This window comes from Bradyrhizobium sp. KZN70725 (assembly GCF_055264925.1).
On sequence record NZ_JBUYWT010000013.1, the window covers coordinates 87,731 to 112,711 of the forward strand.

The following is a 24,981-nucleotide window of genomic DNA, read 5'->3' on the forward strand; positions in this document are numbered from 1 at the left end:
AGGGTGGGGTGAGGGGCTGCTTGCGCAAACATGGTAAGAGCACGGCTCGCGGAGAGTCCCCCTCACCCGGAATTCAAGCTACACTTGAATTCCGACCTCTCCCCGCAAGCGGGGCGAGGTAAGAGCGGCCGGATACCTTGCTCCGCGCCGCCTCGGCTGGTAACCCGGCGTTCTATTTGTAAGCTACCGCGGCTTACAGACCTTGCAGCGCATGACATGGCCGAGAAACCCAAGAAACCCCAGAAACTGAAGGCGCGCCTGCCGCGCGGGCTGGAAGATCGCGGCCCGGCCGCGATCAATGCCACGCGGGCGATGGTCGAGAAGATCCGCGCCGTCTACGAGCTCTACGGCTTCGAGCCGGTGGAGACGCCGGCGATGGAATACACCGACGCGCTCGGCAAGTTCCTGCCCGACCAGGACCGGCCCAATGAGGGCGTGTTCTCGTTCCAGGACGATGACGAGCAGTGGATATCGCTGCGCTACGACCTCACCGCGCCGCTGGCGCGCTATGTCGCGGAAAACTTCGACGCGCTGCCGAAGCCTTATCGGTCGTATCGGTTCGGCTATGTCTTCCGCAACGAGAAGCCCGGTCCCGGCCGCTTCCGCCAGTTCATGCAGTTCGACGCCGACACGGTCGGCTCGGCGACGCCGGCGGCCGACGCCGAGATTTGCATGATGGCGGCCGACACGATGGAAGCGCTCGGCATTCCGCGCGGCTCCTATGTCGTGAAGGTGAACAACCGCAAGGTGCTCGACGGCGTGCTCGAGGCGATCGGCCTCGGCGGTGAGGAGAATGCGGGCCGCCGTCTCACGGTGCTGCGCGCGATCGACAAGCTGGACAAATTTCCCGCCGACGAGGTTCGCAAGCTGCTTGGTCCCGGACGATGGGATGGCGGCGAAGAAGGCAAGGGCGACTTTACCAAGGGCGCCGACCTGAGCCCCGCGGATGCCGATATCGTCCTGGCCGTCACGCAGCAGCGCGACGATTGGCGAGAGGCGATTGCTGCGGCGGAGACCTATCTGGCGAAGAGCGAAGTTGGTCAGGCCGGCGTGAGCGAGCTCGAGGAGATCGCCAAGCTGGTCGCGGCGTCCGGCTATGGCGCGGATCGCATCCGCATCGATCCCACCGTTGTTCGCGGCCTCGAATACTACACCGGCCCGGTCTACGAGGTTGAGCTGCTGCTCGACACCAAGGACGAGAAGGGGCGCCCGGTGCGATTCGGCTCGGTCGGTGGCGGTGGCCGCTATGACGGCCTGGTCTCGCGCTTCCGCGGCGAGCCGGTGCCGGCAACGGGCTTCTCGATCGGGGTGTCGCGCCTGCAGGCGGCGCTGACGATGCTCGGCGAGCTCGACACGCGGGCCGAGTTCGGCCCTGTCGTCGTCACCGTGTTCGACCGCGATCGTGTCGCCGACTACCAGAAGATGGTCGCGCAGTTGCGCCAGGCCGGCATCCGCGCCGAGCTCTATCTCGGCAATCCGAAGAACATGGGCAACCAGCTCAAATATGCCGATCGCCGCAACTCGCCCTGCGTGATCATCCAGGGCTCGGACGAGAAGGCGCGCGGCGAGGTGCAGATCAAGGATTTGATCGAAGGCGCCAAGGCCGCAGCTGCGATCGCCTCCAACCAAGAATGGCGTGAGACGCGTCCGGCGCAGTTCTCCTGCGCGGAGGCCGATCTGGTCGCCAGGGTCCGCGAGGTCCTGGCGCGGCATGACGTGGCGTGGGGATAGCCATTCGCTTGTGACGTCATGCCCGGCCTTGTGCCGGGCATCCACCTCTTGTTTGATGCGCGGCGACGTGAATGGCCGGGAGGAGCCCGGCCATGGCGACAACAAGAGGGAGAGCAACAATGCCTGAGATCACCGTGAGCATGGCCGCCGGCCGCACCGACGAGCAGAAGCTCGGCATGATGCGCGACATCACCCAGGCACTGGTGAAGAATCTCGGCGTCGATGCCGACGCGGTCGTGATCCAGATCAACGAAGCGCCGCTGCATCACAAGATGAAGGGCGGCAAGTCGTTCGTCGAGCGCGCGGCTGCGGCGAAGAAGTGACGCGCGAAAGCGCGTCATCCCGGGGCGCGCATTAGCGCGAGCCGGGGATCTCGATCAAAATCTCCAGATTCCCCGATGCGCGATTGCGCACCTGAGGTTCACGCTTCGCGTGCCCCGGAATGACGAGCAAGGCATCCATGGACGCACGCGATTTCATCAGGATCGGCATGAGCGCCGAGCGCATGCTCGTGGTGCCGCCGGAGCGCACCGTCGGTCACTTCGTGCCGGGCATGCCGATGGTCTATGCGACGCCGATGATGATCCTCGAAATGGAGATGGCGTCGGGCGATGCCATTCGCGCCGCGCTGCAGCCCGGCTGGGTCACGGTCGGGACCGAGGTCGATATCCGCCATCTCGCCGCCGCGCTGGTCGGCGCCACCGTGCGGACGACCTCCAAAGTGATCGCGGTCGAGCGCCGCGTGATCCGCTTCGAGGTCGAGGCCTTTGAGGGCACGCGCAAGCTCGGCGAAGGCCGCCACGCCCGCGGTCTGATCAATGTCGAAAGCTTCAACAAGCGGCTGGCCGGGACGTCGGGTTCGGCGCAGTAGGCGGCCTGTGTCGTTGGTCCGGCGAACTCGTCATGCGCGGGCCTGACCCGCGCATCCATCAAGGAAGAAAGCGTCCTTGTTCGATGGATTGCCGGGTCAAGCCCGGCAATGACGGTGCATGCGCTACTTCGCCAATTCCCTTGAGCGCCTTGCCGCGGCGGCAATCGCGCGGGTCATCAGTGGCTGCATGCCGTCATTGGCCATCAGCACCTCGAGCGCCGCGGCGGTGGTGCCGCCGGGCGAGGTGACGTTCTGCCGCAGGGTCGCCGACGGCAGATCCGAGCGATGCAGCAATTCGCCGGAGCCGGCGATGGTCGCCCGCGCCAGCGTGGTCGCAAGCTGCTCGGGCAGGCCGGCCGCAACGCCGGCGCGCGCCAGCTCCTCGGCGAGCAGGAACACATAGGCAGGGCCCGAGCCGGAGACCGCGGTCACCGCGTCCATCAGGCTCTCATCGTCGACCCATTCGACGAGCCCGGTCGCTTTCAGCAGCGCATCGGTCATCGCGCGCTGCGCGGCGGTGACGCGCTTCGACGGTACAGCGACGGTGATGCCGCGGCCGATCGCTGCCGGCGTGTTCGGCATCGCGCGCACCACCGCGCCGCCGACAACCTCTTCCAGCGCTGACATGGTCGTGCCGGCCATGATCGAGACGACGAGTGTCGAGGGACCGACGAAGGATTTCAGTGCGGCGCCGGCGTCGCGGAACGATTGCGGCTTCACCGCGACGACAAGTGTGTCGACCGTGCCGAGATCCTTCGCTTGCGGATTGAGCCGCACGCCCTTTGCGGCAAGCGCGGAAATCTCCGGCGAGAGATGCGGGTCGATCACCGCGACGCGCTCGGGTGCAAGGCCCTGCGCGAGCCAGCCGGTCAGCATGGCGCCGCCCATCTTGCCCGCGCCCGCGAGCGCGATGGTGCCGGAAGTATTCGTCAGTGCGCTGCTGGATGTGCTCACAGGTGACTCCGCAAACTCTCACGTCGTCCCGGCGAAGGCCGGGACCCATAACCACAGGCGGTTCTAGTGAGGCACGCGATCAGCCACAAGCAGTTTGCTTAAGCCCAGGGGCCGCGGAGTATGGGTCCCGGCCTTCGCCGGGACGACGCCGAGCGTGTGGGAGCGCTGGAGCGAAATCCTTACGCCTCGCCCTCGGTATCGAACATCGCCGCGGCCATCGCCTCGGCGGTCGACTTGCCGGCCCACACCACGAACTGGAACGCCGGGTAGTAGCGCTCGCAGGCGTGGATCGCGTTGACCACCATGGCCTCGCACTGCGCGGTGGAGGCGGTGAGGCCGCCGGGCAGCACCAGCGCCTGACGATGCATCACCATGCCGGTGTGGGTCCACAGATCGAAATGGCCGACCCACAATTGTTCGTTGATCGCGGCGACCAGCCGCTGCACCTCGGCGCGGCGCGCCTGCGGCATCTTCATGTCGAAGGCGCAGGCGAGATGCAGCGCCTCGATCTCGCCCATCCAGGTGAACGAGAGCTGATAATCGATCCAGTCTCCCTTGGAGACGATCGTCACCTCGTCTTCGCCGGAACGCTCGAACGCCCAGTTGTTGTCGGTGGCGATATCTTCGACCACCGCAAGCGGGTTATTCCGGGAATCGATAATGCTTTCGAGGAGGGACATGCCGTCTCGGACCTTGTTCTTATGATCGCTTGATACGCACACGGAAGCCGGCACTTGCGACATACTGCGTCGTGGCCGAGTGCAGTTCCTTGACCGGGCTTCCGGATGCCCCTGGACCTGACGCCGATGAAGTGATGTGATTTGCGGAATCCGCGCAACCGCACGCCGAGTCCGTCCACAGCCAAAGCGCGCATCGTCCACAGCTGATCTCCGCCACATCTGTGATTTTGAGAACAAATCGGAATCTAAGCGTTCGCGTAACGCTTTGTTAACCATTTGCCGGCGCTTCGCCGCGCCCGTGAATCAGCCGTCGGGCCCTCGCATCAACCTTGCAGAGCCGCAACGCGCTCATGGGGACATGCCGTTTCCCCATGCCAAAGGCCTTGCCCGGCTGTCGCGCTTTGGTCATATTTCTGCTCAGGCACGTCCATCCCGGGCGTGCCGAGTTCTCAGGGCGGGGTGAAAATCCCCACCGGCGGTAAGGGTGATGAGCCCAAGCCCGCGAGCGCCTTCCTCCGCGAAGCCGGGAGAAGGGTCAGCAGATTCGGTGCAATTCCGAAGCCGACGGTTACAGTCCGGATGAAAGAGAACGGTTGCGGCAGCCAACGCGATTTTCGCGTGGGCTCGTGTCGTTGTCCGTGTGCCCTGATTCTGGTCCTGAAAGAGGAAAGCCATGAATCAGATGTTGCAAGACCAAGACGTTCAAGCTTCTCAAGTCCAAACCCCCCAGGCAGAAAGCGCTCCCGATACGCCGGCCATTCCGCCGACGCCGGAGCATCCGCACTTCGCAAAGCCGCAGCGTGTTGCCTTCGTACGGTCGTCCTGGCATCGGGACGTGGTGGAAGAGTGCCGCATCTCCTTCCTGAAGGAGATCGAGGCGAGGCACATCACCAATGTCGATGTGTTCGAGGTGCCGGGCTCGTTCGAGATCCCGCTGCATGCCCAGCTGCTGGCGAAGACCCGCCGCTACACCGCGATCGTCGCGGCCGGGCTCGTCGTCGATGGCGGCATCTACCGCCACGAATTCGTCGCCGACACCGTGATCAAGGCGTTGATGGATGTGCAATTGCGCACCGAGGTGCCGGTGTTCTCGGCGGTGCTGACGCCGCAGCAATTCCACGAGACCGAGGTGCATTACGAGTTCTTCCGCAAGCACTTCGTCATCAAGGGGATCGAGGTCGCGGAAGCCTGCGCCAACACGCTGCTCAGCCTCGAGCGTCTGCGCGGCCAGGTCGCGGCGGGGATTCCCGGCTAGCATCGGCGGAAAAGCGATTCCGGCATGCGTGCCGGGATCGCTCTCGCCCGCGGCGCGTTCGGTTATGCTTGCGGCATAAAACCAAAACGCGCGGGAGGCGCCCCATGACCGAACAACATTCCTCCGACTGGCTCGGCCTGTCGGGCCGCGTTGCCGTCGTCACCGGCGGAGGCGGCGGTATCGGCCGCGCTACCGCGGTCAGTTTCGCGCGGGCCGGCGCCAGCGTCGCCGCGCTCGATCGCGACGAGCGCTCCCTCGCGGAGACCAAGGCAAAGCTTGGCGAGTTCGGCGACGGTCATCTCGTCGCGACCTGCGACACGACCAGCGAGGACAATGTCGCGGCAGCCGCCGACGCCGTCGCGCGCACGCTCGGCGCTTGCGACATCCTCGTCAACACCGCGGCGGTGCTGCGCCCGGGCGGGCTCGACACGCTGCCGCTCGCGGAGTGGAATGCGGTGCTGGCGGTCAATCTCACCGGCTATTTCATCTGCGCCCAGGCGTTCGGCCGCCAGATGCGCAAGGCCGGACGCGGCAGCCTCATCCACGTCGCCTCGATCGCTGCCAGCAATGCGCAGGGGCAGAGCGGCGCCTACAGCGTCAGCAAGGCCGCGGTCGTCATGCTCTCGCAGCAACTCGCCGCCGAATGGGGGCCGCATGGCATCCGCAGCAATGTGGTGAGCCCCGGCCTTGTCGTGACGCCGATGAGCCAGGCCTTCTACGACACGCCAGGGGTCACCGAGCGGCGCACCGCCGTGGTGCCGATGCGCCGGATCGGAGCACCGCAGGACATGGCGGACGCGACCCTGTTCCTAGCCAGCGACCGCTCGTCATACGTCAATGGTGAGGAGATCATCGTCGATGGCGGCTATGCGCGGACGCTGATGAGCCACGTTCCACGGCCGGGGTTCTAACGCGTCTGGCGCCACATACTTGGTGTCGTCCATGCGAAGGCAGGGACCCATAACCACGAATGTTTGTTGTCACGAAAGCTGGGGCCACAGTGGCTCTCCACAATGGAGGCCTGTGGTTATGGGTCCCGGCTTTCGCCGGGACGACAGTGGGGCTTAATCGAACAGGCTGGAAACCGACTCTTCCGCCGCGGTGCGGCCGATCGCTTCGGCAATCAGTCCGGCGATCGAGATCTGGCGGATGTTCGGTGCCTTGTTGACGGCTTCCGTCGGCAGGATCGAGTCAGTGATGACCAGTTCCTTCAGACGCGACGAGGCGATGCGCGCGGCGGCGCCGCCGGACAGCACGCCGTGGGTGATGTAGGCCGAGACTTCCTTGGCGCCGTGCGCGATCAGCGCCTCGGCCGCATTCACCAGAGTGCCGCCGGAATCGACGATGTCGTCGACCAGGATGCAGTTGTAGCCGGCGACGTCGCCGATCACGTTCATCACCTCGGACTCGCCGGGGCGCTCGCGGCGCTTGTCGACGATGGCGAGCGGGGTGTTGATGCGCTTGGCGAGGCCGCGGGCACGCGCCACGCCGCCGACGTCGGGCGACACCACCATCACCTTGGCGAGGTCGAACTTTTCTTTGATGTCGCGCACCATCAGGGGCGCCGCGAACAGGTTGTCGGTCGGGATGTCGAAGAAGCCCTGGATCTGGCCGGCATGCAGGTCGAGCGTCATGACGCGGTCGACGCCGGCGTGCGAGATCAGGTTGGCGACCAGCTTGGCCGAGATCGGCGTACGCGAGCCGGACCTGCGATCCTGCCTGGCATAACCGAAATAGGGCACCACCGCGGTGATGCGGCGCGCCGAGGAGCGGCGCAGCGCGTCGGTGATGATCAACAGTTCCATCAGATTGTCGTTGGCCGGAAACGACGTCGACTGCAGGATGAACATGTCCGAGCCGCGGACGTTCTCCTGGATCTCGACGAAGATCTCCATGTCGGCGAAGCGCCGGACCACGGCCTTGGTCAGTTCGATGCCAAGTCCCTTGGCGATGTCCTGCGCCAGCGCAGGATTGGAGTTGCCGGCGACGAGTTTGATTGATCCGTTCTTTGCCGACATCGATGCTTCCCCCCGCGCCTTGCTGGATACGACGTTCAGCATCTCAAGTCCTTACAGAACCGGCGGGTTTTCGGTGCGCGAGGGAATATCAGGCAGGCGCATCCGATGGCAACCCATTAGCCGGGCTTGGCCGCCGTTTTCCTGGGCAAAAAACGCATTTCCCCGGGCGATAACGGGGTTTAGTCGGCGGAATAGCCGAGCGCCACGGTCTCGGGCGCGGCGGCGGCCGGGGCGCTTGCCACCGTGGGCCCGCGGAGGTCCGGTGCCGGGGCGGGCGCGGGGCCGTCCGCCGGGCCGCCATTGATCATGCCGGACAGGCCGCTGAGGCCGGCCTTGGCGATCTTGCGCAGCACCAGGTCGTCGGCGGCGGCCCACGCGTCGCGGCCGGCCTTGCCGGCGGGCTCCTCGCCGGAGAGCCGCAGCGCGCGTTGCTGGTTGCTGTCGTAGACGTCCCACACCCACGCGATCATGGTGCGGCCGCGCACCACCTGAGCCGACAGATAGCTGCGCACGCGATAGGCGGCAGCGCCCTGGCGCGACACGATCGACAGGCTGCGCAGCTTGGACTCGCTGTCGAGCACGCCGACCATGCGGTCGAACACCTGGGGCGGCGGGCCGTCGATCGATTCGAACGCAACCGTTGCGCCGCTGCTTGCCGGCGTGGCCATGGCGTAGGAATCGGCCACGTTGCCGCCGGCCGCGCAGCCGCCAAGCGCGCACGCGATCGCGAGCCACGAGCATGCGATCGCGGCACGCACGGCTGTCCCAGTTTGAAACTGGCGGTTCGACGCTTCCCTCATTGCGTCCTGCGATATCGTTAAAACGGCTTAACGTCTAGGGCAGGACGGCCACAGCGCTTAACCGATCCGGGCGGCGCGCCGCGAGGTTTCGGATTTCCCTGCTCAGTCAGAGAGATGGTGCCGCATGGCTGCAGTGATCCAGGCCCATTCGCGGTTCGGGCTCGCGTCCGGCGATTGCCCGCGCATGATGGCGACGAGCTCCCAATAGCGCGCCGCACGGGCGTCGTGCAGGGCATATTTGCCGCGGATCCAGTTGCGGAATTCCAGATCAGGTTTTCGCTGCAATCGCGCCGATGTTTCCAGCCAGTCGCGGGCCAGCGCCTGGCCCACCTCCGACGTCGGGCCGAGGTCGGTCGCGATAATCTCCTTGGCTCTCGCCAGCACGGTTTCGTTGGCCGCTTGCCAGGCGGTGAGATCCAGCACGTGGTGATTCCAGACGTCCTCCGCGTTGGCGCGGATGTTGGCGACGAGGGAAGGGTCGTTGAGCATCTCCGAAAGCTCGATCCAGGCATCGCACTGCTCGGGCGTCGGCTCGTCGGGCAATTCGGGCACGCTGGTCTCGATCATCTGCCGGATCCATTTCCGGTCGATGTTGATACCGTCGGACACCTTCTCGAAAAAGCGTTCGACGACGTTGCGGCGCTCGGCGCGGGACAGCTGCGTCATGGTCAAAAATCTCCTCAAGTCTGCTTCGGTGAGTTGCGGTGAACGCAACGCAGCCCGCAGGGCCGAGGCGACGCGGCGCTGTGCCGCGATCTCCGCTTCCAGCGTCTCGAGGCGAAGCTGCAGCGCCTCGACCAGCGAGAGTTCCTTGGTCAGGACCTCGCGGATAGCATCGAGACCGAGCCCCGCATCGCGCAGACAGCGGATCAGGTCGAGGCGAACCAGTTCGTCGTCGGTGAAGACGCGATAGCCGCTCGCGGTGCGGCCGGCCGGCGGCAGCAACCCCTGGTCCGAATAGAAGCGGAGCTTGCGGACGGAAATTCCGCTGAGCCGTGCCGCCTCGCCGATGCTGTAGGTGCGTTGTGTCATGCGCCGCTTGTCCGGTCTCCAGCAGGTGGAGAGTCAAGACGCTTGTCGCACAAAAATCGCCAGATTTTATCTTGACGCGTTTTCTTCACCGCGAACCGGTATCCACTTCGCGGGAAAACGCGTTGGATGCCCGGCGTCAGCCTTCCAGCGCGATGGCGTGAACGAGTCGTCCGTAATCGGCTTCCTTGCGGTGCACGGAGCGGCGGTAGCTGAAGCAGCGCTCGTCGGAATAGGTGTCGATGCCGAGATCGTCGATCATCAGCACGCCGGCATTTTCCAGCCGCATGCGGATGAAGCCGGCAAGATCAAACATCGCGTGTCCGTCGCGTTCGGCGGGCATGAAGAACATGCCGTTCTCCGCATCGGCCTCGATGAAGCGTTCGACGAATTCGTTGCCGACCTCGTAGGATTCCTTGCGGATCAGCGGGCCGATGGCGGCGACGATGCCGCCGCGCTCGGCGCCGAGCTTCTCCATCGCGTCGATGGTCGATTCCAGCACGCCGGTCAGCGCGCCCTTCCAGCCGGCATGCGCCGCGCCGATCACCCGCGCATTGGGATCGACGAACAGGATTGGGCCGCAGTCGGCCGTCGTGACCGATATCGCAAGGCCCTCGGTGCGGGTGACGAGCGCGTCCGCCTTCGGGCGCGCGGCGCCATTCCATGGACCGGTCACGGCCACGACGTCAGGCGAGTGAACCTGATGCACGCTGACGAGGTGATCGAGCGGCACGCCGAGCTGCGCCGCCATCCGCCGCCGGTTCTCCGCGACCTTGGCTGGATCGTCACGCGAGCCGAGCCCGCCATTCAGCGCGGCATAGATGCCCTCCGACACGCCGCCCTCGCGCGAGAAGAAGGCATGGCGCAGGCCCGGAATGGCCGACAGCAGCGGTGATCCCAATGTCATTGTTCGGTCTCGTCAGGCTGATCGCTCAATCCGGCGATCGAGGTGAGGCGCGGGTCGGAGATGGCCATGACCTTGAACATCGAGCCCATCCCGCCGCGCCCGGAATCGGTCAGCCGCTTCAGCGCACCGGCAACGTCGGCGGAGACTTCGGGGCTTGCTTTCGCCATCAGCCCGGCGGCACGGGCCTCGACGCCGAGACGCTTGAGGAAGTCGCCCTGCGTCGCCGGTCCGTGGACGCGCGCGCCGACATCCTCGGCGGCCCGCGCCAGGGCCTGGAAATCGACATGCGCGGTCACGTCGGCCTGTCCGGGGTTCTTCAGCGGGTCGGCGAAGCTGTGGCGCGCGATCGCCTGGAAGGTGTCGCCGGCGTCGCTGCGCAGATGGCCGTAATCGATGATCAGCGCGGCGCCGTCCTGGTCGCGCAGCCGCGTGGCGAGCTTCATGATCTCGTTGTCGGGCCGCCATTCGAACACTGCCCCGAGTGGCGCGGCGCGCACCAGCGGCGGCAGCAGCACCTCGAAATGCGGTGTCGGCTCGGGCGCGGGCGCGAAATACAGGTTGCCATTGGCATCCATCCCGACCGTCCGCTCGTGCCAGCCGGTCTCGCGGCGGACCATCTGGTGGATCGGCAGCACGTCGAAATATTCGTTGGCGAGGATCACCGCCGGTCCCTCGGGCACGTCGTCGATGCTATCGTGCCAGGTGATGTTGCGCACGCCCGTCAGCGTGGCGTACTGCTTCTCGCGCAGCACCGGGTTGACCTCGACGAGGTGGATGCTGAGCGACTGGTAGAGCGGCGGCAGCACGCGCAGCGCACGCAGCGCGTCGGACATCATGGTGCCGCGGCCGGGCCCGAGCTCGATCAGGCGGAACGTCTCCGGCGAGCCGATCGCGCGCCAGATCGAGGCGCTCCACAGCCCGAGCAGTTCGCCGAACATCTGGCTGACCTCGGGCGCCGTGGTGAAATCGCCCTCGCGGCCGAGCGGATCACGCGACAGATAGTAGCCGTACCGCGGATGCATCAGGCACAATTCCATGTAGCGCCAGACCGGCATCGGCCCGGACAGCTTGATCAGCTTCCTGATCTCATCCAGCAGCGGGGAGGGTTCGTTCACGGCCTTCCTTGGATTGCACTTGCTTTGGATTGAACCTGTTCAGGTTGAACTCGGTGCCGGACCGTTCGCCCTGCGGCGGACGGCGGCCGTGATGATGATAACGCCCACGATGATCATTGGCACCGACAGCAGCATGCCCATGGTTAGTCCGCCCCACAGGAATCCGAGTTGCGGGTCGGGCTCCCTGAAGTGCTCGCCGATGATTCGGGCAACGCCATAGATCGTGATGAAGCTGCCGAGGATCAGGCCGGGACGCTTGAGCGCACCCATCCGGATCATGATCGCCAGCGCCGCGAACAGCACGATGCCCTCGAGCCCGGCCTCGTAGAGCTGGCTCGGATGCCGCGGCAGCGGCCCGCCATTAGGGAAGATCATGGCCCAGGGCAGGCTCGGATCGGCGTGACGGCCCCATAATTCGCTGTTGATGAAATTGGCAAGCCGGCCGAGGAACAGCCCGATCGGCGCGACCGCGGTGGTGATGTCACCGAGCGACAGGATCGGGATGTTGTTGCGGCGGGCAAACAGCATCACCGCGGCGACGCAGCCGAGGAAGCCGCCGTGGAACGACATGCCGCCCTTCCACAATTCGAGGATTTCGCCCGGATGCGCGATGAAGAAGGGCAAATTGTAGAACAGCACATAGCCGGTGCGGCCGCCGACGATGATGCCGATGGTGACCCAGAGGATGAAATCGTCGAGCTGCGGCAGCGTGATCGGTGCCGGGCCGCCCCACAGCCGCTCCTTCTTGATCAGCGAGCGGGCGTAGATCCAGCCCAGCACGATGCCGACGATGTAGGCCAGCGCATACCAGCGGATCACGATCGGCCCGAGCGAGAGCGCGACGGGATTGAACACCGGAAAGTCGATCAGCAGGAACGGCATCGTGCGTCTTGAGGCTCAGCCCACGAGGTTGCGCCGGTAAAGCGCGAGGAGCCGCTCCCAATGGCGTTCGGCGGCGTCGCGGTCATAGACCGGACGCTTGGGGAACGCAAAGCCGTGATGCGTGCCGGGATAGATCTCGACCTCGTTGTTCGATCCCTTCATGCCGGCCTTCACCTGCTCGATGATGTCCTGTGGCGCGTAGATATCGGTCTCGGCGCAGGCGAAATAGAGTTCGGCCTTTGTCTTTTGCGCGGCAAGATGCGGACTGTCGGGCTGGTCGGTCGCCAGATGCGTGCCGTAGACCGAGGCGGCGGCCTTCACGCGATCGCCGAAATGCGTCGCCGCGTTCACCGCATAGCGGCCGCTCATGCAATAGCCGACAGTGCCGATGATCCTGGTGTTGGCGGCCTTCTGCGTCTCGGCATAGGCGAGCAGGCCCTTGGTGTCTTCCATCACCAGCGGGATGTTGAGCGAGTGCATCAGCTCGAACATGCGCTTGCGCTCGGGCGATTCCGGATCGGGATTGATCGGGCCGAGCTCCATCACGCCGGCGCGGTAATACATATTGGGCAGCATCACATAATAGCCTGACGTGCCGAGCCGGCGCGCCATGTCGCGCAGCTCCTCGCGGATCGCCGGCGCGTCCATGTAGAAGATGACGACGGGGAAGGGGCCGCCGCGCTCGGGATGGGTGATGAAGGTGGTGGTCTTGCCGTCCTTGGTCGGGATCTCGACGGTCTGGTCGATCATGGCGTTTCTGCTCGCGTTATGTGTGCGATTTCTGTTGTGAGTTCATACGATTGCAAGGAAACCGGAGCATGACAAGGCAAGCCTCGGGAGGCCTGCCATTCGCGGCGGACTTGAACCGGATGGCTGAGATCGCCATTGTCTTTGGCGCGAGGCAGTGAACGCGGAGAGTTTTGCGAAATGACCCAGACCAGCAACCGGTTTTTCGATGAGATCGGCCGTCTGATGAACGATGCCGCGGGCGCCGCCCAGGGCGTCAAGCGCGAGGTCGACACGGTCATGCGCAACCAGGCGGAACGGATCCTGCGCGACCTCGACGTGGTGAAGCGCGAGGAATTCGACGCGGTCAAGGACATGGCCCGCCTGGCGCGCGAGGAGAACGAGGCGCTGAAGGCGAGGATCGCGGCGCTGGAGGCCAAGCTCGGCGGTACGGCCGGCTGATACGGCCCGGAGCGCAGTCCCGTAGCCCGGATGGAGCGAAGCGCAATCCGGGGCCGGCCCGCAGAGGCAGTGGTCCCGGATTTCGCTTCGCTCCATCCGGGCTACGATCCTCGCTCGGTAACCCGAGAAAAATCCCTTCATTTCCTTGTCATTTCGGCCCTTTGGGGCTAAAAGCCCGCCACGTCCGCGGCCCCCGCACCCCTGGAGGCTTGCTGTGGACCTGAGCATGGGCCGCGCTGCGGCCTTTAACTTTTTAAATACAAGGACTTAACGCTATGGCGACCGTCAAGGAATTGAAGGCGACCGCGCGTCCGAAGAGCGGCAAGGGGGCCGCCCGGGCAGAGCGTCGCGCCGGGAGAGTTCCCGGAGTGATCTACGGAGACAACCAGCCCCCGGTGACCATCTCGGTCGACGATCGTGAACTGCGCCAGCGCATCCTGGCGGGCCGGTTCCTCACCACGCTGTTCGACATCGATCTCGAGGGCAAGAAGCATCGCGTGATTCCGCGCGACTACCACCTCGACCCGGTGAAGGACTTCCCGGTCCATGTCGACTTCATGCGGCTCGGCGAAGGCGCCACCATCCGCGTCAGCGTGCCGCTGCACGTCGTGAACGCCGAAACCGCCCCCGGCGTCAAGCGCGGCGGCACCGTGAACATCGTCACCCACGCGCTCGAACTCGAATGCGCGGTCGACAACATTCCGCAATACATCGAAGCCGACGTCGGCAGCCTCGAGATCAGCCACTCGCTGCATCTCACCGACATCAAGCTGCCCAAGGGCGTGAAGTCGCTGACCCGCGAGGACGCGACCCTGGTCACCCTCGTGCCGCCGTCCGGCTACGCCGAAGAGCAGAAGGCCGCGGCTGCGGCTGCTGCCGGTGGCGCTGCTCCGGCCGCGGGTGCTGCAGCTCCGGCCGCTGCGGCGGCTCCGGCTGCGGGTGCTGCGGCTCCGGCCGCGGGTGCCAAGGCTCCCGCCGGTGGCGACAAGAAGAAGTAATCGATCAGGTCGGCGCGCGATCGTCTGATGGCGCGCCGACGCGGGATGCCGCGCCATGCGCCTCTTTGTCGGTCTCGGTAATCCCGGCGCGAAATACGCCAGCAACCGGCACAATATCGGTTTCCTGGCGGTCGATGAGATTGCACGGCGTCATGGTTTCGGACCATGGCGCCGTCGCTTTCAGGGCGAGACCTCCGAGGGCGTCGTCGATCGCGAGAAGGTCGTGCTGCTGAAGCCGACCACCTACATGAACGAGTCCGGGCGCGCGGTGCAGGAAGCGGCGAACTTCTTCAAGCTCGCGCCCTCCGACATCACCGTGTTCCAGGACGAGCTCGAACTGCCGCCCGCCAAGGTGCGGGTCAAGATCGGCGGCGGGATCGCCGGCCACAACGGCCTGCGCTCGATCTCCGCGCATATCGGCAACGAGTATCGGCGGGTGCGGCTCGGGATCGGTCATCCCGGCGTCAAGGAGCTCGTGCACAGCCACGTGCTGTCCGACTTCGCCAAGAGCGACCGGGCGTGGGTGGAGGCCCTGTGCCAGGCCGTCGCCGACAATGCCGGCCTGCTGGCTGCGGGGCACGACGCGTCGTTCGCCAACAAGGTGCATCTGACGATGCAGGCCAAGGGGTTTTTCGACAAGGGTGAGAACGGCGGCGAGAAGCCGGCCTGATCTCCCTTATCCGTCATCGGCACGAGCCCGCCATGACGAACCAGAGATTATCGAGGAAGACATGGGATTCAAATGCGGGATCGTCGGGCTGCCTAACGTCGGCAAGTCGACGCTGTTCAATGCGCTGACCGAGACGGCGGCCGCCCAGGCGGCGAACTATCCGTTCTGCACCATCGAGCCGAATGTCGGCGAGGTCGCGGTGCCCGATCCGCGGCTGGAGAAGCTCGCGGCGGTCGCGAAGTCCGCGCAGATCATTCCGACCCGGCTGACCTTCGTCGACATCGCGGGCCTCGTCCGCGGCGCGTCGCAGGGCGAAGGTCTCGGCAACCAGTTCCTCGCCAACATCCGCGAGGTCGACGCCATCGCCCATGTGGTGCGCTGCTTCGAGGATTCCGACATCACCCATGTCGAAGGCAAGATCGCGCCGCTCGCCGACATCGAGACCATCGAGACCGAGCTGATGCTGTCCGATCTCGACAGCCTCGAGAAGCGCGTCGACAACCTCTCGAAGAAGGCCAAGGGCAACGACAAGGAAGCCAAGGAGCAGCTCGAGCTGGTCAACCGCGCGCTGGTGTTGCTGCGCGACGGCAAGCCTGCCCGCGGACTGGAACGCAAGCCGGAGGAGGAGCGTGCGTTCCGCATGCTCGGGCTCTTGACCTCGAAGCCCGTGCTCTACGTCTGCAACGTCGAGGAAGGCTCGGCCAAGGACGGCAACAATTTCTCCAAGGCAGTGTTCGAGCGCGCCAAGGAGGAGGGCGCGGTCGCGGTCGTGATCTCGGCCAAGATCGAATCCGAAATCGCGACGTTGTCGCGTGAGGAACGCACTGACTTCCTGGAGACGCTGGGTCTGGAAGAGGCCGGCCTCGATCGGCTGATCCGCGCCGGCTACCGGCTGCTCGATCTCATCACCTATTTCACCGTCGGCCCGAAGGAAGCCCGCGCCTGGACCATCGACCGCGGCACCAAGGCGCCCGCTGCCGCCGGCGTGATCCATACCGATTTCGAGAAGGGCTTCATCCGTGCCGAGACCATCGCCTATGCCGACTACATCGCCGGCAACGGCGAAGCCGGCGCGCGCGATGCCGGCAAGCTGCGGCTTGAAGGCAAGGAGTACGTCGTCGCCGACGGCGACGTCATGCATTTCAGATTCAATACCTGAGCATCGATTTCGAGAGAGCTTTTTCCCCACGTCGTCCCGGCGAAGGCCGGGACGACGCTGAATGTGCGGGTGCCGCTCTTTCCCACGTCGTCCCGGGCAAGCGAAGCGCGACCCGGGACCCATAACCACAGGGTCGCGTTGTTGAAGCGAGCTGTGGCCTAGCTCGCTCCGTCCCGGCGTCCTGTGATTATGGGTCCCTGCTTTCGCACTGCGAACGCAGGGACGACATCGAGTATGGGGTGGCGCTTAGATCACCTATCCGCACGGCCGATCACGTCCATCAGCTCGGCGATTTTGCGCCGCTGGTCGGCCTTGTCGCCGGACGAGATCGCATGCTCGACGCAATGCGCCACATGATCGCGCAGCACCTCTTCCTCGACGCGGCGCAGCGCCGCGCGCGCGGCCGCGATCTGCGTCACCACGTCGATGCAATAGCGGTCGTCCTCGACCATGGCGGCCAATCCGCGGATCTGACCTTCGATCCGTTTGAGCCGTTTTAAGCAGGATGTCTTGACCTCGTCTCTCATAGGTCTCATATACCCCCCTAGGGTATCTAAATCAAGAGGTCGGGTTACCGGCCGGGAAGAGTTTCGTGGCACACGCAAAGCACGACCATTCGCACGCGGATCATCACCACAATGGCGCGGCCGCGCATTCCTGCTGCGGCGGCAAGCATGATCACGACACGCCGCCGGCCGAGACGGCGTTCGCGATCGATCCGGTCTGCGGCATGAAGGTCGACCCGGCGACCGCCAAGCATCGCTTCAGCTACCAGGGCGAGGAGTACCTGTTCTGCAGCGGCCGCTGCCGCGAGCGTTTCGAGGCCGACCCTGAGAAGTATCTCAAGCCGCGCGAGGAGGAGCCGCCGGCGCCCGCGGGCACCATCTACACCTGTCCGATGCATCCCGAGGTGCGCCAGGTCGGCCCCGGCAGCTGCCCGATCTGCGGCATGGCGCTGGAGCCCGAGCAGGTCTCGCTCGACGACGGTCCCGATCCCGAACTGATCGACATGACGCGGCGGTTCTGGATCGGCCTCGCGCTGACCGTGCCGGTGTTCGTGCTCGAGATGGGCAGCCATCTCGGATTGATGCAGTTGGTGCCGCAGCACTGGTCGAACTGGGTCTCACTCGTGCTGGCGACGCCGGTCGTGCTGTGGGCCGGCGCGCCGTTCTTCGTGCGCGGCTGGCAGTCGCTGGTCACCCGCAATCTCAACATGTTCACGCTGATCGCGATGGGCACCGGCGTTGCCTATGTCTACAGCGTGGTCGCGACGCTGGCGCCGCAGCTATTCCCGCCCGCGTTCCGCGACATGCATGGCGCGGTCGCGGTGTATTTCGAGGCGGCGGCGGTGATCACGGTGCTGGTGCTGCTTGGCCAGGTGCTGGAATTGCGCGCGCGCGCGCAGACCTCGGGCGCGATCCGCGCGCTGCTCGGTCTCGCGCCGAAGACCGCGCGGCGTATCACCGATCATGGCGACGAGGACATCGACATCGATGCGATCAAGGTCGGCGACCGCCTTCGCGTGCGGCCGGGCGAGAAGGTTCCGGTCGACGGCGTCGTCGTCGAGGGCAGTGCGGTCATCGACGAGTCCATGGTCACAGGCGAGTCGATGCCGGTCACGAAGGCCGAAGGCGCGAGCGTGATCGGCGGTACGGTCAACCAGAGCGGCGGTCTTGTGATGCGCGCCGAGAAGATCGGCCGCGACACCATGCTGTCGCGGATCGTCGACATGGTGGCTAAGGCGCAGCGCTCACGCGCGCCGATCCAGCGGCTGGCCGATCGTGTCGCCGGCTGGTTCGTGCCGGCGGTGATCGCCGCTGCCGTGCTCGCCTTCATCGCCTGGACGGTGTTCGGCCCCGAGCCGCGCCTGACCTTCGCGCTGGTCGCCGCCGTCACGGTGCTGATCATCGCCTGTCCGTGCGCGCTGGGATTGGCGACGCCGATGTCGATCATGGTCGGCGTCGGTCGCGGCGCGCATTCCGGCATCCTGATCCGCGACGCGCAGGCGCTGGAGCGGATGGAGGCGATCGATACGCTGGTCATCGACAAGACCGGAACGCTCACCGAGGGCAAGCCGACGGTCGTGCGCGTCATTGCCGCCGAAGGATTCGACGAGAGCGATCTGCTGCGCGTTGCTGCCAGCGTCGAGCAGGGCAGCGAGCACCCGCTGGCGCAGGCGATTATCGCGGCTGCCAGGGAGCGCAAGCTCGCATCCGCCGCCGTCGGCAATTTTGCCTCGCCCTCCGGCAAGGGCGCGACCGGCACGGTCGAGGGCAGGCAGGTTGGGCTCGGCAACGCGGTGCTGATGGCCGAGTTGAAGATCGCGACGGCAGCGCTCGACGAGGCGGCCGAGGCCGCGCGGCGGGACGGCGCGACGGCGATCTATGTCGCGGTCGACGGCCGCATCGCCGGCGTGATCGCGATTGCCGATCCGGTCAAGCCGTCCGCGACCAGTGCGTTGCAGGCGCTGCGCGCCGAGGGCCTGCGCATCGTGATGCTGACCGGCGACAACGAGACCACCGCGCGGGCGGTGGCAAAGACGCTCGGCATCGACGACGTCCAGGCCGGCGTTCTGCCGGAGCGCAAGAGCGAGGTCGTGCAGCGGCTGCGCGGCGAGGGGCGCACCGTCGCGATGGCCGGCGACGGCGTCAATGACGCACCGGCGCTCGCCGCCGCCGATGTCGGCATCGCGATGGGCGGCGGCACCGACGTCGCGATCGAGAGCGCCGGCGTCACGCTGCTCACCGGCGACCTGATGGGCCTGGTGCGCGCGCGGCGGTTGTCGGTCGCGACCATGCGCAACATCCGCCAGAACCTGGCGTTCGCGTTCGTCTACAACGCCGCCGGCGTGCCAATCGCAGCCGGCGTGCTGTATCCGCTGTTCGGCATCTTGCTGTCGCCGATGGTCGGCGCCGCCGCGATGGCGCTGTCTTCGGTCAGCGTGATCGGCAATGCGCTGCGGCTTTCGCAGGTGAAGCTGGACTAGGCGTCTCTTACCTCGCCCCGCTTGCGGGGAGAGGTCGGATCGCATCGCAAAATGCGATCCGGGTGAGGGGGACTCTCCACGAGTCTGTCTCTCGCCTTTTGTGCGGAAGCAGCCCCTCACCCCAGCCCTCTCCCCGTAAGAACGGGGAGAGGGAGCGGAGCGATCACGCTGGCAGCAGCAGCTGCGCGCGGCGCTCCATCTCGGCGTCGAGCCAGGTTGCGAGATCCTCGCTGACCGCGACCATTGGCAGCCGCACCTCGGGGCTGTCGATCAGCCCCTGCCGCCACAGCCAGTGCTTGGCCGGCGCGGGGCTCGGTTCGGCGAACAGCAGCCTCGTCAGGCCGACGACGCTCTGCCAGGCGGCCAGCGCCGCGTCGCGCTGGCCCTGCTGCAGCAGCGTGCGGATCGCAGCGAAGGTGTTTGTTTCCAGATGTGCGGACAGCAGGATCGCGCCGTCGGCGCCGTCCGAGAGCGCATCGAAGGTTTGCGCGTCCTCGCCGGTCAGCACGCGAAAGCCGGCCGGCCGGCGGTTGAGGAAGTCGATCGACTGCGCGCGGTCGGCGCAGCAATCCTTCATGCCGGCGATGTTCGGATGGTCCGCGAGCGCCAGCAGCGTCTCGTTGGTCAGGTTCACCGCCGTGCGATAGGGAATGTTGTAAAGCACGATCGGCCACGACGCGTGATCGGCGAGCGCGTTGAAGTGCTGCACGAGCCCGCGCTGCGAGGGCCTGATGTAATAGGGGCTGGCGATCAGATAGCCGTTGATCGGCCAGTCGGCCGTATCATCCAGCACTTCCTTCATCCGGGCGGTCGAGGCGCCGGAGAGCCCGAGACAGACCGGCAAATGGCGGGAGCTGGCACTGAGCTCGTCGAGCACGACGCTCACCAGCCCCCCCAGTTCGTCCACGCTGAGCGCCGTGCCCTCGCCGGAGGTTGCGCCGAGAATGAACCCGTCGACGGGGCCATTGGCGTAGTGCCGTACGAGACGCCGCAGCGACGTGACGTCGAGCTCGCCGTTACGGAATGGCGTGATCAAAGGCAGCCAGAGGCCCTGCAATTGCTGATGTAGATCGGTCATGTTCCATCTCCTTAAGAAGGCAAAGCCGGAGACGGGACCAACAAAAAACCCCGTCCAGGCGGCGGGGTTTCGGGATCGGTCTGAATGCGAAGGTGATCTTATCGCGCGCGATCTCGTGTCCCCGGGAGGGGAGCTTTTTTCGACGACAGAACGGCGCACGAAGTCGTGATCATGGGATGATGATGCTGCGCTGCGAGGTTGTTGTCAATGCACATGCTGACCGGCGCGTGCGGCGCGTTTTGCGCATGCCATGGAGGTGAAAAGGCACGGCGATGAAAAAAAAGCCGGGCTCGAGTGAGCCCGGCTTAAGGTATTGGCCACGTGAGGCCGACACAATCACCTTCCAAGAGGGATTACTGAACTTCCGCGCCACTGGAGGAGGGGGACATATGCGCGACGCGAACGCTCAGCGTGTAAGCACTATGATCCCCATCGACGGCTTGCAGCAACTATCCAGGTCGCATGTCAGTCATGCGGAGACCGGGGGCAGCACGGATATCCCTATAAAGCAGCCCTATAAGGGCGGCTTAATCACGACGGCCAGCGCTGCGCCTTGCTGACCACGAAGTCGCGGAACACCTGCACCCGGGCCACCGTCTTCAGCTCTTCCGGATAGACGAAGTAGGTGTCGAGCGCGATCGAGTCGGACTCGCCGAACAGCTGCACGAGGTTGTTCTGTTCGACCAGATAGTCCGGCAGCGCGGCGATGCCGAGGCCCTGCTGGCAGGCGCGCACGAGGCCGAGGATGTTGTTGACCTTGAAGTAGGGCTCGCGCGGACCGGAGCCGTTGCGGCCGGCATCGATCAGCCAGCTGCGGTTCTGCAGATGCGCCGGCACCTGCGAGTCGCCGAGCATGATGATGCGGTGCGAGTCGAGATCATCGAGCGTGCGCGGCGTGCCGAAGCGCTTGATGTATTCCGGCGAGCAGTAGGCATGGAAGCCGATCGAGAACAGCTTGCGCTGGATCAGGTCCGGCTGGGTCGGCTTGCGGGTGCGGATCGCGACGTCGGCCTCGCGCATCGAGAGGTCGAGATCCTCGTCGGTGACGATCAGCGAAATCCGGATGTCGGGATAGAGCGCGGTGAACTCGTCGAGCCGCGGGATCAGCCAGTTGATGCCGAGCGCCGGGGGCGTCGTGATCTTGAGGTCGCCGCTCGGCCGCTCGCGGCTGTCGGTGAGCTTTGCGCGGGCCGCCTGCAGCTGCATGAACACGTCATGCGCGGTGCGGAACAGGAGGTCGCCCTGCTCGGTGAGGATTAGGCCGCGGGCGTGGCGGTGAAACAACGACACCGAGAGCTCCTGCTCCAGCGCGCTGACCTGGCGGGAGACTGCCGATTGCGACAGGCCAAGCTGTTCGCCGGCATGCGTGAAGCTGCCCGCCTCCGCCGCCGCGTGAAAGACCTTCAGCTTGTCCCAATCCATATCCGTAAATCCGTCGCGAGATCGTGCCATGATTATTCCGCCGCTGCGCGATCGCTCGCGCGAAGAGCCAGGAAGCGTTCCGCCTCGAGCGCAGCCATGCAGCCGAGGCCGGCGGCGGTGACCGCCTGCCGGAAGGTTTCATCCGCCACGTCGCCCGCGGCGAACAGGCCGGGCATCGAGGTCGCGGTGGAGTTCGGCGCAACCTCGACGTAGCCCGACGGTTTCAGCTTGATCTGGCCTTTGACGAGCTCCGTCGCCGGCGCATGGCCGATCGCGATGAAGACGCCGTCGGTTTTGAGGTTCGTGAGCGCGCCGGTCTTGACGTTCTTCAGCCGCACATGGGTGACCTTGTTCGGGTTCTCCGATCCGCAGATCTCGTCGATCGCCGAATCCCACACCACCTTGATCTTGGGATTCTTGAACAGCCGCTCCTGCAGGATGCGCTCGGCGCGGAAATGATCGCGGCGATGCACGATGGTGACCTGGGAGGCGTGATTGGTCAGGTACAGCGCTTCCTCGACCGCGGTGTTGCCGCCGCCGACCACCACGACGTCCTTGCCGCGGTAGAAGAAGCCGTCGCAGGTCGCGCAGGCCGACACCCCGCCGCCCTGGAACTTTGCTTCCGAGGGCAGTCCGAGCCAGCGCGCCTGGGCGCCGGTGGCGAGGATCACGGTCTCGGCGAGATAGACGTCGCCGGAATCGCAAGTCAGGCGAAACGGGCGCTGGCCGAGTTCCAGCTTGTTGACAAGATCGGTGACGATCTTGGTGCCGACATGGGCCGCCTGCTTCTCCATCTGCTCCATCAGCCAGGGGCCCTGGATCACATCGGCGAAGCCGGGATAGTTCTCGACGTCGGTGGTGATGGTGAGCTGCCCGCCCGGCTGGATGCCCTGGATCAGCACCGGCTCGAGCATCGCGCGTGCCGCGTAGATCGCTGCGGTGTAGCCGGCGGGGCCGGACCCGATGATGACGACCTTGGCATGGACAGGCGCGGGCATTAGCTGATCCCTCTCTTCTGGGGACTTTGACGGGGACTTGTGTGGGAAGCACCCCGGAAGCAGGTCACGGCGGTGCTAAAAGTGTCAAATCCAAGTCTAGGATATCTGGGAAGCTATGCAAGATTTGCAATCCATGTCAGCGATTTTTCCCCGGAACTGAAGTCACATTCGCGAAATCGTGCGCTGCACGCGCAATAAAATTGCGCAATGCCAGCGGGCTGCGCTATGAGAGTTGCCGGCGAACCCGCCAAGCCTTCCAAACCCCTAGGGAACTGTAGTCGCGTGTCGAAGAACCTTGACGAGATCGACCTCAAAATCCTCGCCGAGATCCAGGCCGATGGCCGAATCACCAATGTGGAACTGGCCAAGCGCGTCGGTATCTCGCCGCCGCCCTGCCTGCGCAGGGTCCGGGCGCTGGAGGAGGAAGGCTACATCCAGGGATACCGCGGCCTGCTCGATCCGCGCCGCCTCGGCTACGACGTCACGGTGTTCGCCTCGGTGCATCTGTCGAGCCAGGCTGATGCCGATCTCCGCGCCTTCGAGAATTTCGTGCGCGCCGAGCCGCTGGTGCGGGAATGCTGGATGCTGTCGGGCGAAGTCGACTTCATCCTCAAATGCGTCGCGCCCGACATGGCGACGTTCCAGGATTTCGTCACCCACCTGACGGCGGCGCCGCATGTGCGCAACGTCAGGACGTCACTGGTGCTGCACAATTCGAAATATGAGGCCGCGGTGCCGCTGGGATTGAAGGCGGTCGGCTAGAGCGCCGTGCGCGTCATTCCGGGGCGATGCGTTAGCATCGAGCCCGGAATCTCGAGATTCTGGGTCTGACGCTAACGCGCTATCCCGGAATGACGTCGTCAATGAGTGGGAAGCGCCTAGCGCTGCTACCTCTTCCCCATCGCAGCGTCGACGCTGATCGGACCCGGGCCCGAGGTCGCGAGGTAGAGGCAGGCGAAGCAGAACGCGATCGCCAGACTGCCGTTATTGAGCAGCGGGTAGAACCCTTTTGGAAAATGGCCGATGAAGTAAGCGAAGGCCATTTCACCCGCCAAGATAAAGGCTACGATCCGCGAGAACAGGCCAATCATCAGGAGCCCGCCGAGCACCAATTCGAGGGCGCCGGCCGCGCCGATCAATGAGAACAGCTCGACCTTCTCGAACATTGTCCCGGGTGGGAATTTGAAAATTTTGGCAACGCCGAACTGAAACAGCAGCAGTCCGGTGATGAACCGGAACAGGCTGAGCGCCACCGGCTGGAGCTTGGAGAACATCTCGTCCATTGTCATTTACCCCCTGTTTGACACACTGGAACGTTGCAAGATGCAGAAACACACGGTGTCCGCCACCGGAGTGTGATGTCAACACCTTGCGCCTGGAATCATTCCTCGCGCGATGGCAGTTGCGAGAGAACGCGGCAGTGACACGGTGACGCGCAGCGATGCGTGTTGCGACGCAATCGTCAGCCCGAACTCCGTCCCCCGACATGATTATACTGCATAAACATGTCACGGCCTCACTGGCATGGCGTGCAGCGGCTCTCCATTCACATTGCTGTCAGACCGGGGAGAAACGCGGGGCATAAAAAAAGCCGCGTGCGGGACGCGGCTTTTCTGCACCAGTCACGTGAAGGTAACTACCGCCACTCGACCTTGGTGATCTCGTAGGCCTTGGCGCCGCCCGGCGCCATCACCTCGACGGTGGTCCCCTTCTTCTTGCCGATCAGCGCGCGCGCGAGCGGCGAGGTGATGGAGATGCGGCCCTTCTTGGCGTCGGCCTCGACTTCGCCGACGATCTGCCACACCGCCTTCTTCTCGGTGTCCTCATCGATCAGCGTCACGGTCGCGCCGAACTTGATGGTGTCGCCTGACAGTTTCGAAATGTCGATGATGTCGGCGCGCGCGAGCTTGTCCTCGAGCTCGGCGATGCGGCCCTCGTTGTGCGACTGCTCTTCCTTGGCGGCGTGATACTCGGCGTTCTCCGAGAGATCGCCGTGCGAGCGCGCTTCCGCGATGTGTTCGATGATGCGCGGACGATCCACCGATTGGCGATGCTTCAACTCGTCCGTCAGCGCGGCGTATCCGCCCGCAGTCATCGGAACCTTATCCATCATCTTCGTCCTTCATCGCGCGCGCCCGGCGGCCGTGCACGAATATCCAGTTCAGCTAACGCAGGAATCAGGGCGCCAACGCGCCCGGAAGCCCAGTGATACTCGGCCCCGCTAAGGGCCGTGACAACAT

26 protein-coding genes and 1 riboswitch are annotated in these 24,981 nt (G+C 65.2%); of the genes, 11 read left to right on the forward strand and 15 right to left on the reverse strand.

Annotated features, from left to right (window positions below; genetic code table 11):
* Nucleotides 1-216 precede the first annotated feature (216 nt).
* The 3 genes from hisS (at nucleotide 217) to ACZBJS_RS15145 (ending at nucleotide 2,602) form a co-directional block, all read left to right on the forward strand.
* Nucleotides 217-1,731: a histidine--tRNA ligase gene (gene hisS / locus ACZBJS_RS15135; protein ID WP_076825529.1), complete on the forward strand. Its 1,515-nt coding sequence runs from the start codon at nucleotides 217-219 to the stop codon at nucleotides 1,729-1,731.
* A gap of 119 nt (nucleotides 1,732-1,850) precedes the next feature.
* Entirely contained in the window at nucleotides 1,851-2,054 is a 204-nt protein-coding gene (locus ACZBJS_RS15140) for a tautomerase family protein (protein ID WP_018269806.1), read from the forward strand.
* Between the two features lie 137 nt (nucleotides 2,055-2,191).
* A complete protein-coding gene (locus tag ACZBJS_RS15145; RefSeq protein WP_057016658.1) occupies nucleotides 2,192-2,602 on the forward strand; it encodes a thioesterase family protein in 411 nt (136 codons plus the stop codon).
* Nucleotides 2,603-2,725: 123 nt separating this feature from the next.
* Here ACZBJS_RS15145 and proC read toward each other — a convergent pair whose 3' ends face one another.
* Both proC and ACZBJS_RS15155 read right to left on the reverse strand, forming a co-directional pair.
* Nucleotides 2,726-3,556 carry a pyrroline-5-carboxylate reductase gene (gene proC, locus ACZBJS_RS15150; protein ID WP_057016615.1) on the reverse strand — a complete coding sequence of 277 codons (831 nt, stop codon included), beginning with the start codon at nucleotides 3,554-3,556 and terminating at the stop codon, nucleotides 2,726-2,728.
* Nucleotides 3,557-3,735: 179 nt separating this feature from the next.
* Complete coding sequence (locus tag ACZBJS_RS15155; RefSeq protein ID WP_016844492.1) at nucleotides 3,736-4,236, reverse strand: type III secretion system chaperone family protein; 501 nt, start codon at nucleotides 4,234-4,236, stop codon at nucleotides 3,736-3,738.
* 441 nt (nucleotides 4,237-4,677) lie between these two features.
* Nucleotides 4,678-4,831, forward strand: a riboswitch (FMN riboswitch).
* A gap of 78 nt (nucleotides 4,832-4,909) precedes the next feature.
* Here ACZBJS_RS15155 and ACZBJS_RS15160 point away from each other — a divergent pair.
* Both ACZBJS_RS15160 and ACZBJS_RS15165 read left to right on the forward strand, forming a co-directional pair.
* Nucleotides 4,910-5,491, forward strand: coding sequence for a 6,7-dimethyl-8-ribityllumazine synthase (locus ACZBJS_RS15160; protein ID WP_316395529.1), 582 nt, complete (start codon nucleotides 4,910-4,912; stop codon nucleotides 5,489-5,491).
* Nucleotides 5,492-5,595: 104 nt separating this feature from the next.
* Nucleotides 5,596-6,402: an SDR family NAD(P)-dependent oxidoreductase gene (locus ACZBJS_RS15165; protein ID WP_316395530.1), complete on the forward strand. Its 807-nt coding sequence runs from the start codon at nucleotides 5,596-5,598 to the stop codon at nucleotides 6,400-6,402.
* A 153-nt stretch (nucleotides 6,403-6,555) separates the two neighbouring features.
* Here ACZBJS_RS15165 and ACZBJS_RS15170 read toward each other — a convergent pair whose 3' ends face one another.
* The 7 genes from ACZBJS_RS15170 to ACZBJS_RS15200 all read right to left on the reverse strand — a co-directional run bounded on the left by ACZBJS_RS15170 (nucleotide 6,556) and on the right by ACZBJS_RS15200 (nucleotide 12,992).
* On the reverse strand, nucleotides 6,556-7,509 hold the full coding sequence (locus tag ACZBJS_RS15170; protein WP_028344316.1) for a ribose-phosphate pyrophosphokinase: 954 nt from the start codon (nucleotides 7,507-7,509) through the stop codon (nucleotides 6,556-6,558).
* A gap of 179 nt (nucleotides 7,510-7,688) precedes the next feature.
* Complete coding sequence (locus ACZBJS_RS15175; protein WP_316395532.1) at nucleotides 7,689-8,309, reverse strand: hypothetical protein; 621 nt, start codon at nucleotides 8,307-8,309, stop codon at nucleotides 7,689-7,691.
* A 102-nt stretch (nucleotides 8,310-8,411) separates the two neighbouring features.
* A complete protein-coding gene (locus tag ACZBJS_RS15180) occupies nucleotides 8,412-9,341 on the reverse strand; it encodes a MerR family transcriptional regulator (RefSeq protein WP_316395533.1) in 930 nt (309 codons plus the stop codon).
* 136 nt (nucleotides 9,342-9,477) lie between these two features.
* On the reverse strand, nucleotides 9,478-10,245 hold the full coding sequence (gene pgeF / locus ACZBJS_RS15185; RefSeq protein WP_076825521.1) for a peptidoglycan editing factor PgeF: 768 nt from the start codon (nucleotides 10,243-10,245) through the stop codon (nucleotides 9,478-9,480).
* Nucleotides 10,242-11,300, reverse strand: a complete 1,059-nt coding sequence (locus tag ACZBJS_RS15190) for a class I SAM-dependent methyltransferase (RefSeq protein ID WP_168856587.1) — start codon at nucleotides 11,298-11,300, stop codon at nucleotides 10,242-10,244. The genes pgeF and ACZBJS_RS15190 overlap by 4 nt, the downstream gene beginning before the upstream one ends.
* A gap of 99 nt (nucleotides 11,301-11,399) precedes the next feature.
* Nucleotides 11,400-12,242, reverse strand: coding sequence for a prolipoprotein diacylglyceryl transferase (lgt, locus tag ACZBJS_RS15195; protein WP_316395535.1), 843 nt, complete (start codon nucleotides 12,240-12,242; stop codon nucleotides 11,400-11,402).
* A 15-nt stretch (nucleotides 12,243-12,257) separates the two neighbouring features.
* Nucleotides 12,258-12,992: a dienelactone hydrolase family protein gene (locus tag ACZBJS_RS15200; protein WP_057016608.1), complete on the reverse strand. Its 735-nt coding sequence runs from the start codon at nucleotides 12,990-12,992 to the stop codon at nucleotides 12,258-12,260.
* 177 nt (nucleotides 12,993-13,169) lie between these two features.
* On the opposite strand from ACZBJS_RS15200, the gene ACZBJS_RS15205 reads away from it, so the two are divergent.
* From ACZBJS_RS15205 to ychF, 4 genes are all read left to right on the forward strand, one after another.
* Entirely contained in the window at nucleotides 13,170-13,430 is a 261-nt protein-coding gene (locus tag ACZBJS_RS15205; RefSeq protein ID WP_050384261.1) for an accessory factor UbiK family protein, read from the forward strand.
* Nucleotides 13,431-13,705: 275 nt separating this feature from the next.
* The gene (locus ACZBJS_RS15210) at nucleotides 13,706-14,428 is read left to right on the forward strand and encodes a 50S ribosomal protein L25/general stress protein Ctc (protein WP_168856580.1); all 723 of its coding nucleotides are present in this window, start codon (nucleotides 13,706-13,708) and stop codon (nucleotides 14,426-14,428) included.
* A 55-nt stretch (nucleotides 14,429-14,483) separates the two neighbouring features.
* Complete coding sequence (gene pth, locus ACZBJS_RS15215) at nucleotides 14,484-15,098, forward strand: aminoacyl-tRNA hydrolase (protein WP_057016606.1); 615 nt, start codon at nucleotides 14,484-14,486, stop codon at nucleotides 15,096-15,098.
* Between the two features lie 61 nt (nucleotides 15,099-15,159).
* Complete coding sequence (ychF, locus tag ACZBJS_RS15220) at nucleotides 15,160-16,257, forward strand: redox-regulated ATPase YchF (protein ID WP_057016605.1); 1,098 nt, start codon at nucleotides 15,160-15,162, stop codon at nucleotides 16,255-16,257.
* Nucleotides 16,258-16,508: 251 nt separating this feature from the next.
* Here the strand turns inward: ychF and ACZBJS_RS15225 are convergent, their stop codons facing one another.
* A complete protein-coding gene (locus tag ACZBJS_RS15225) occupies nucleotides 16,509-16,784 on the reverse strand; it encodes a metal-sensitive transcriptional regulator (RefSeq protein WP_018269815.1) in 276 nt (91 codons plus the stop codon).
* Between the two features lie 65 nt (nucleotides 16,785-16,849).
* Between ACZBJS_RS15225 and ACZBJS_RS15230 the strand changes: the two genes are divergently transcribed.
* A complete protein-coding gene (locus ACZBJS_RS15230; protein ID WP_316395537.1) occupies nucleotides 16,850-19,243 on the forward strand; it encodes a heavy metal translocating P-type ATPase in 2,394 nt (797 codons plus the stop codon).
* Between the two features lie 163 nt (nucleotides 19,244-19,406).
* Here the strand turns inward: ACZBJS_RS15230 and ACZBJS_RS15235 are convergent, their stop codons facing one another.
* The 3 genes from ACZBJS_RS15235 to trxB all read right to left on the reverse strand — a co-directional run bounded on the left by ACZBJS_RS15235 (nucleotide 19,407) and on the right by trxB (nucleotide 22,741).
* On the reverse strand, nucleotides 19,407-20,321 hold the full coding sequence (locus ACZBJS_RS15235; protein WP_316395539.1) for a 4-hydroxy-tetrahydrodipicolinate synthase family protein: 915 nt from the start codon (nucleotides 20,319-20,321) through the stop codon (nucleotides 19,407-19,409).
* Between the two features lie 531 nt (nucleotides 20,322-20,852).
* Nucleotides 20,853-21,773, reverse strand: a complete 921-nt coding sequence (locus ACZBJS_RS15240) for a LysR family transcriptional regulator (RefSeq protein WP_026192264.1) — start codon at nucleotides 21,771-21,773, stop codon at nucleotides 20,853-20,855.
* Nucleotides 21,774-21,775: 2 nt separating this feature from the next.
* A complete protein-coding gene (gene trxB, locus ACZBJS_RS15245; protein ID WP_057017037.1) occupies nucleotides 21,776-22,741 on the reverse strand; it encodes a thioredoxin-disulfide reductase in 966 nt (321 codons plus the stop codon).
* Between the two features lie 282 nt (nucleotides 22,742-23,023).
* Between trxB and ACZBJS_RS15250 the strand changes: the two genes are divergently transcribed.
* Nucleotides 23,024-23,503, forward strand: a complete 480-nt coding sequence (locus ACZBJS_RS15250) for an Lrp/AsnC family transcriptional regulator (RefSeq protein ID WP_016845095.1) — start codon at nucleotides 23,024-23,026, stop codon at nucleotides 23,501-23,503.
* Nucleotides 23,504-23,628: 125 nt separating this feature from the next.
* Here the strand turns inward: ACZBJS_RS15250 and ACZBJS_RS15255 are convergent, their stop codons facing one another.
* Together ACZBJS_RS15255 and greA are read right to left on the reverse strand one after the other, a co-directional pair.
* Entirely contained in the window at nucleotides 23,629-24,024 is a 396-nt protein-coding gene (locus ACZBJS_RS15255; RefSeq protein ID WP_463438855.1) for a DoxX family protein, read from the reverse strand.
* A gap of 353 nt (nucleotides 24,025-24,377) precedes the next feature.
* Nucleotides 24,378-24,851 carry a transcription elongation factor GreA gene (gene greA / locus ACZBJS_RS15260; protein ID WP_018269816.1) on the reverse strand — a complete coding sequence of 158 codons (474 nt, stop codon included), beginning with the start codon at nucleotides 24,849-24,851 and terminating at the stop codon, nucleotides 24,378-24,380.
* Nucleotides 24,852-24,981: the final 130 nt, after the last annotated feature.

Coding starts and splice junctions, on each gene's coding strand:
- ACZBJS_RS15190 (WP_168856587.1), bottom strand. CDS start 11,300: ATGCCGGTCTGGCGCTACATGGAATTGTGCCTGATGCATCCGCGGTAC.
- lgt (WP_316395535.1), bottom strand. CDS start 12,242: ATGCCGTTCCTGCTGATCGACTTTCCGGTGTTCAATCCCGTCGCGCTC.
- ACZBJS_RS15160 (WP_316395529.1), top strand. CDS start 4,910: ATGAATCAGATGTTGCAAGACCAAGACGTTCAAGCTTCTCAAGTCCAA.
- ACZBJS_RS15200 (WP_057016608.1), bottom strand. CDS start 12,992: ATGATCGACCAGACCGTCGAGATCCCGACCAAGGACGGCAAGACCACC.
- greA (WP_018269816.1), bottom strand. CDS start 24,851: ATGGATAAGGTTCCGATGACTGCGGGCGGATACGCCGCGCTGACGGAC.
- ACZBJS_RS15255 (WP_463438855.1), bottom strand. CDS start 24,024: ATGGACGAGATGTTCTCCAAGCTCCAGCCGGTGGCGCTCAGCCTGTTC.
- trxB (WP_057017037.1), bottom strand. CDS start 22,741: ATGCCCGCGCCTGTCCATGCCAAGGTCGTCATCATCGGGTCCGGCCCC.
- ACZBJS_RS15145 (WP_057016658.1), top strand. CDS start 2,192: ATGGACGCACGCGATTTCATCAGGATCGGCATGAGCGCCGAGCGCATG.
- ACZBJS_RS15170 (WP_028344316.1), bottom strand. CDS start 7,509: ATGTCGGCAAAGAACGGATCAATCAAACTCGTCGCCGGCAACTCCAAT.
- ACZBJS_RS15235 (WP_316395539.1), bottom strand. CDS start 20,321: ATGACCGATCTACATCAGCAATTGCAGGGCCTCTGGCTGCCTTTGATC.
- ACZBJS_RS15210 (WP_168856580.1), top strand. CDS start 13,706: ATGGCGACCGTCAAGGAATTGAAGGCGACCGCGCGTCCGAAGAGCGGC.
- ACZBJS_RS15175 (WP_316395532.1), bottom strand. CDS start 8,309: ATGAGGGAAGCGTCGAACCGCCAGTTTCAAACTGGGACAGCCGTGCGT.
- pgeF (WP_076825521.1), bottom strand. CDS start 10,245: ATGACATTGGGATCACCGCTGCTGTCGGCCATTCCGGGCCTGCGCCAT.
- hisS (WP_076825529.1), top strand. CDS start 217: ATGGCCGAGAAACCCAAGAAACCCCAGAAACTGAAGGCGCGCCTGCCG.
- ACZBJS_RS15180 (WP_316395533.1), bottom strand. CDS start 9,341: ATGACACAACGCACCTACAGCATCGGCGAGGCGGCACGGCTCAGCGGA.
- ACZBJS_RS15140 (WP_018269806.1), top strand. CDS start 1,851: ATGCCTGAGATCACCGTGAGCATGGCCGCCGGCCGCACCGACGAGCAG.
- ACZBJS_RS15205 (WP_050384261.1), top strand. CDS start 13,170: ATGACCCAGACCAGCAACCGGTTTTTCGATGAGATCGGCCGTCTGATG.
- pth (WP_057016606.1), top strand. CDS start 14,484: ATGCGCCTCTTTGTCGGTCTCGGTAATCCCGGCGCGAAATACGCCAGC.
- ACZBJS_RS15225 (WP_018269815.1), bottom strand. CDS start 16,784: ATGAGAGACGAGGTCAAGACATCCTGCTTAAAACGGCTCAAACGGATC.
- ychF (WP_057016605.1), top strand. CDS start 15,160: ATGGGATTCAAATGCGGGATCGTCGGGCTGCCTAACGTCGGCAAGTCG.
- ACZBJS_RS15155 (WP_016844492.1), bottom strand. CDS start 4,236: ATGTCCCTCCTCGAAAGCATTATCGATTCCCGGAATAACCCGCTTGCG.
- ACZBJS_RS15240 (WP_026192264.1), bottom strand. CDS start 21,773: ATGGCACGATCTCGCGACGGATTTACGGATATGGATTGGGACAAGCTG.
- ACZBJS_RS15165 (WP_316395530.1), top strand. CDS start 5,596: ATGACCGAACAACATTCCTCCGACTGGCTCGGCCTGTCGGGCCGCGTT.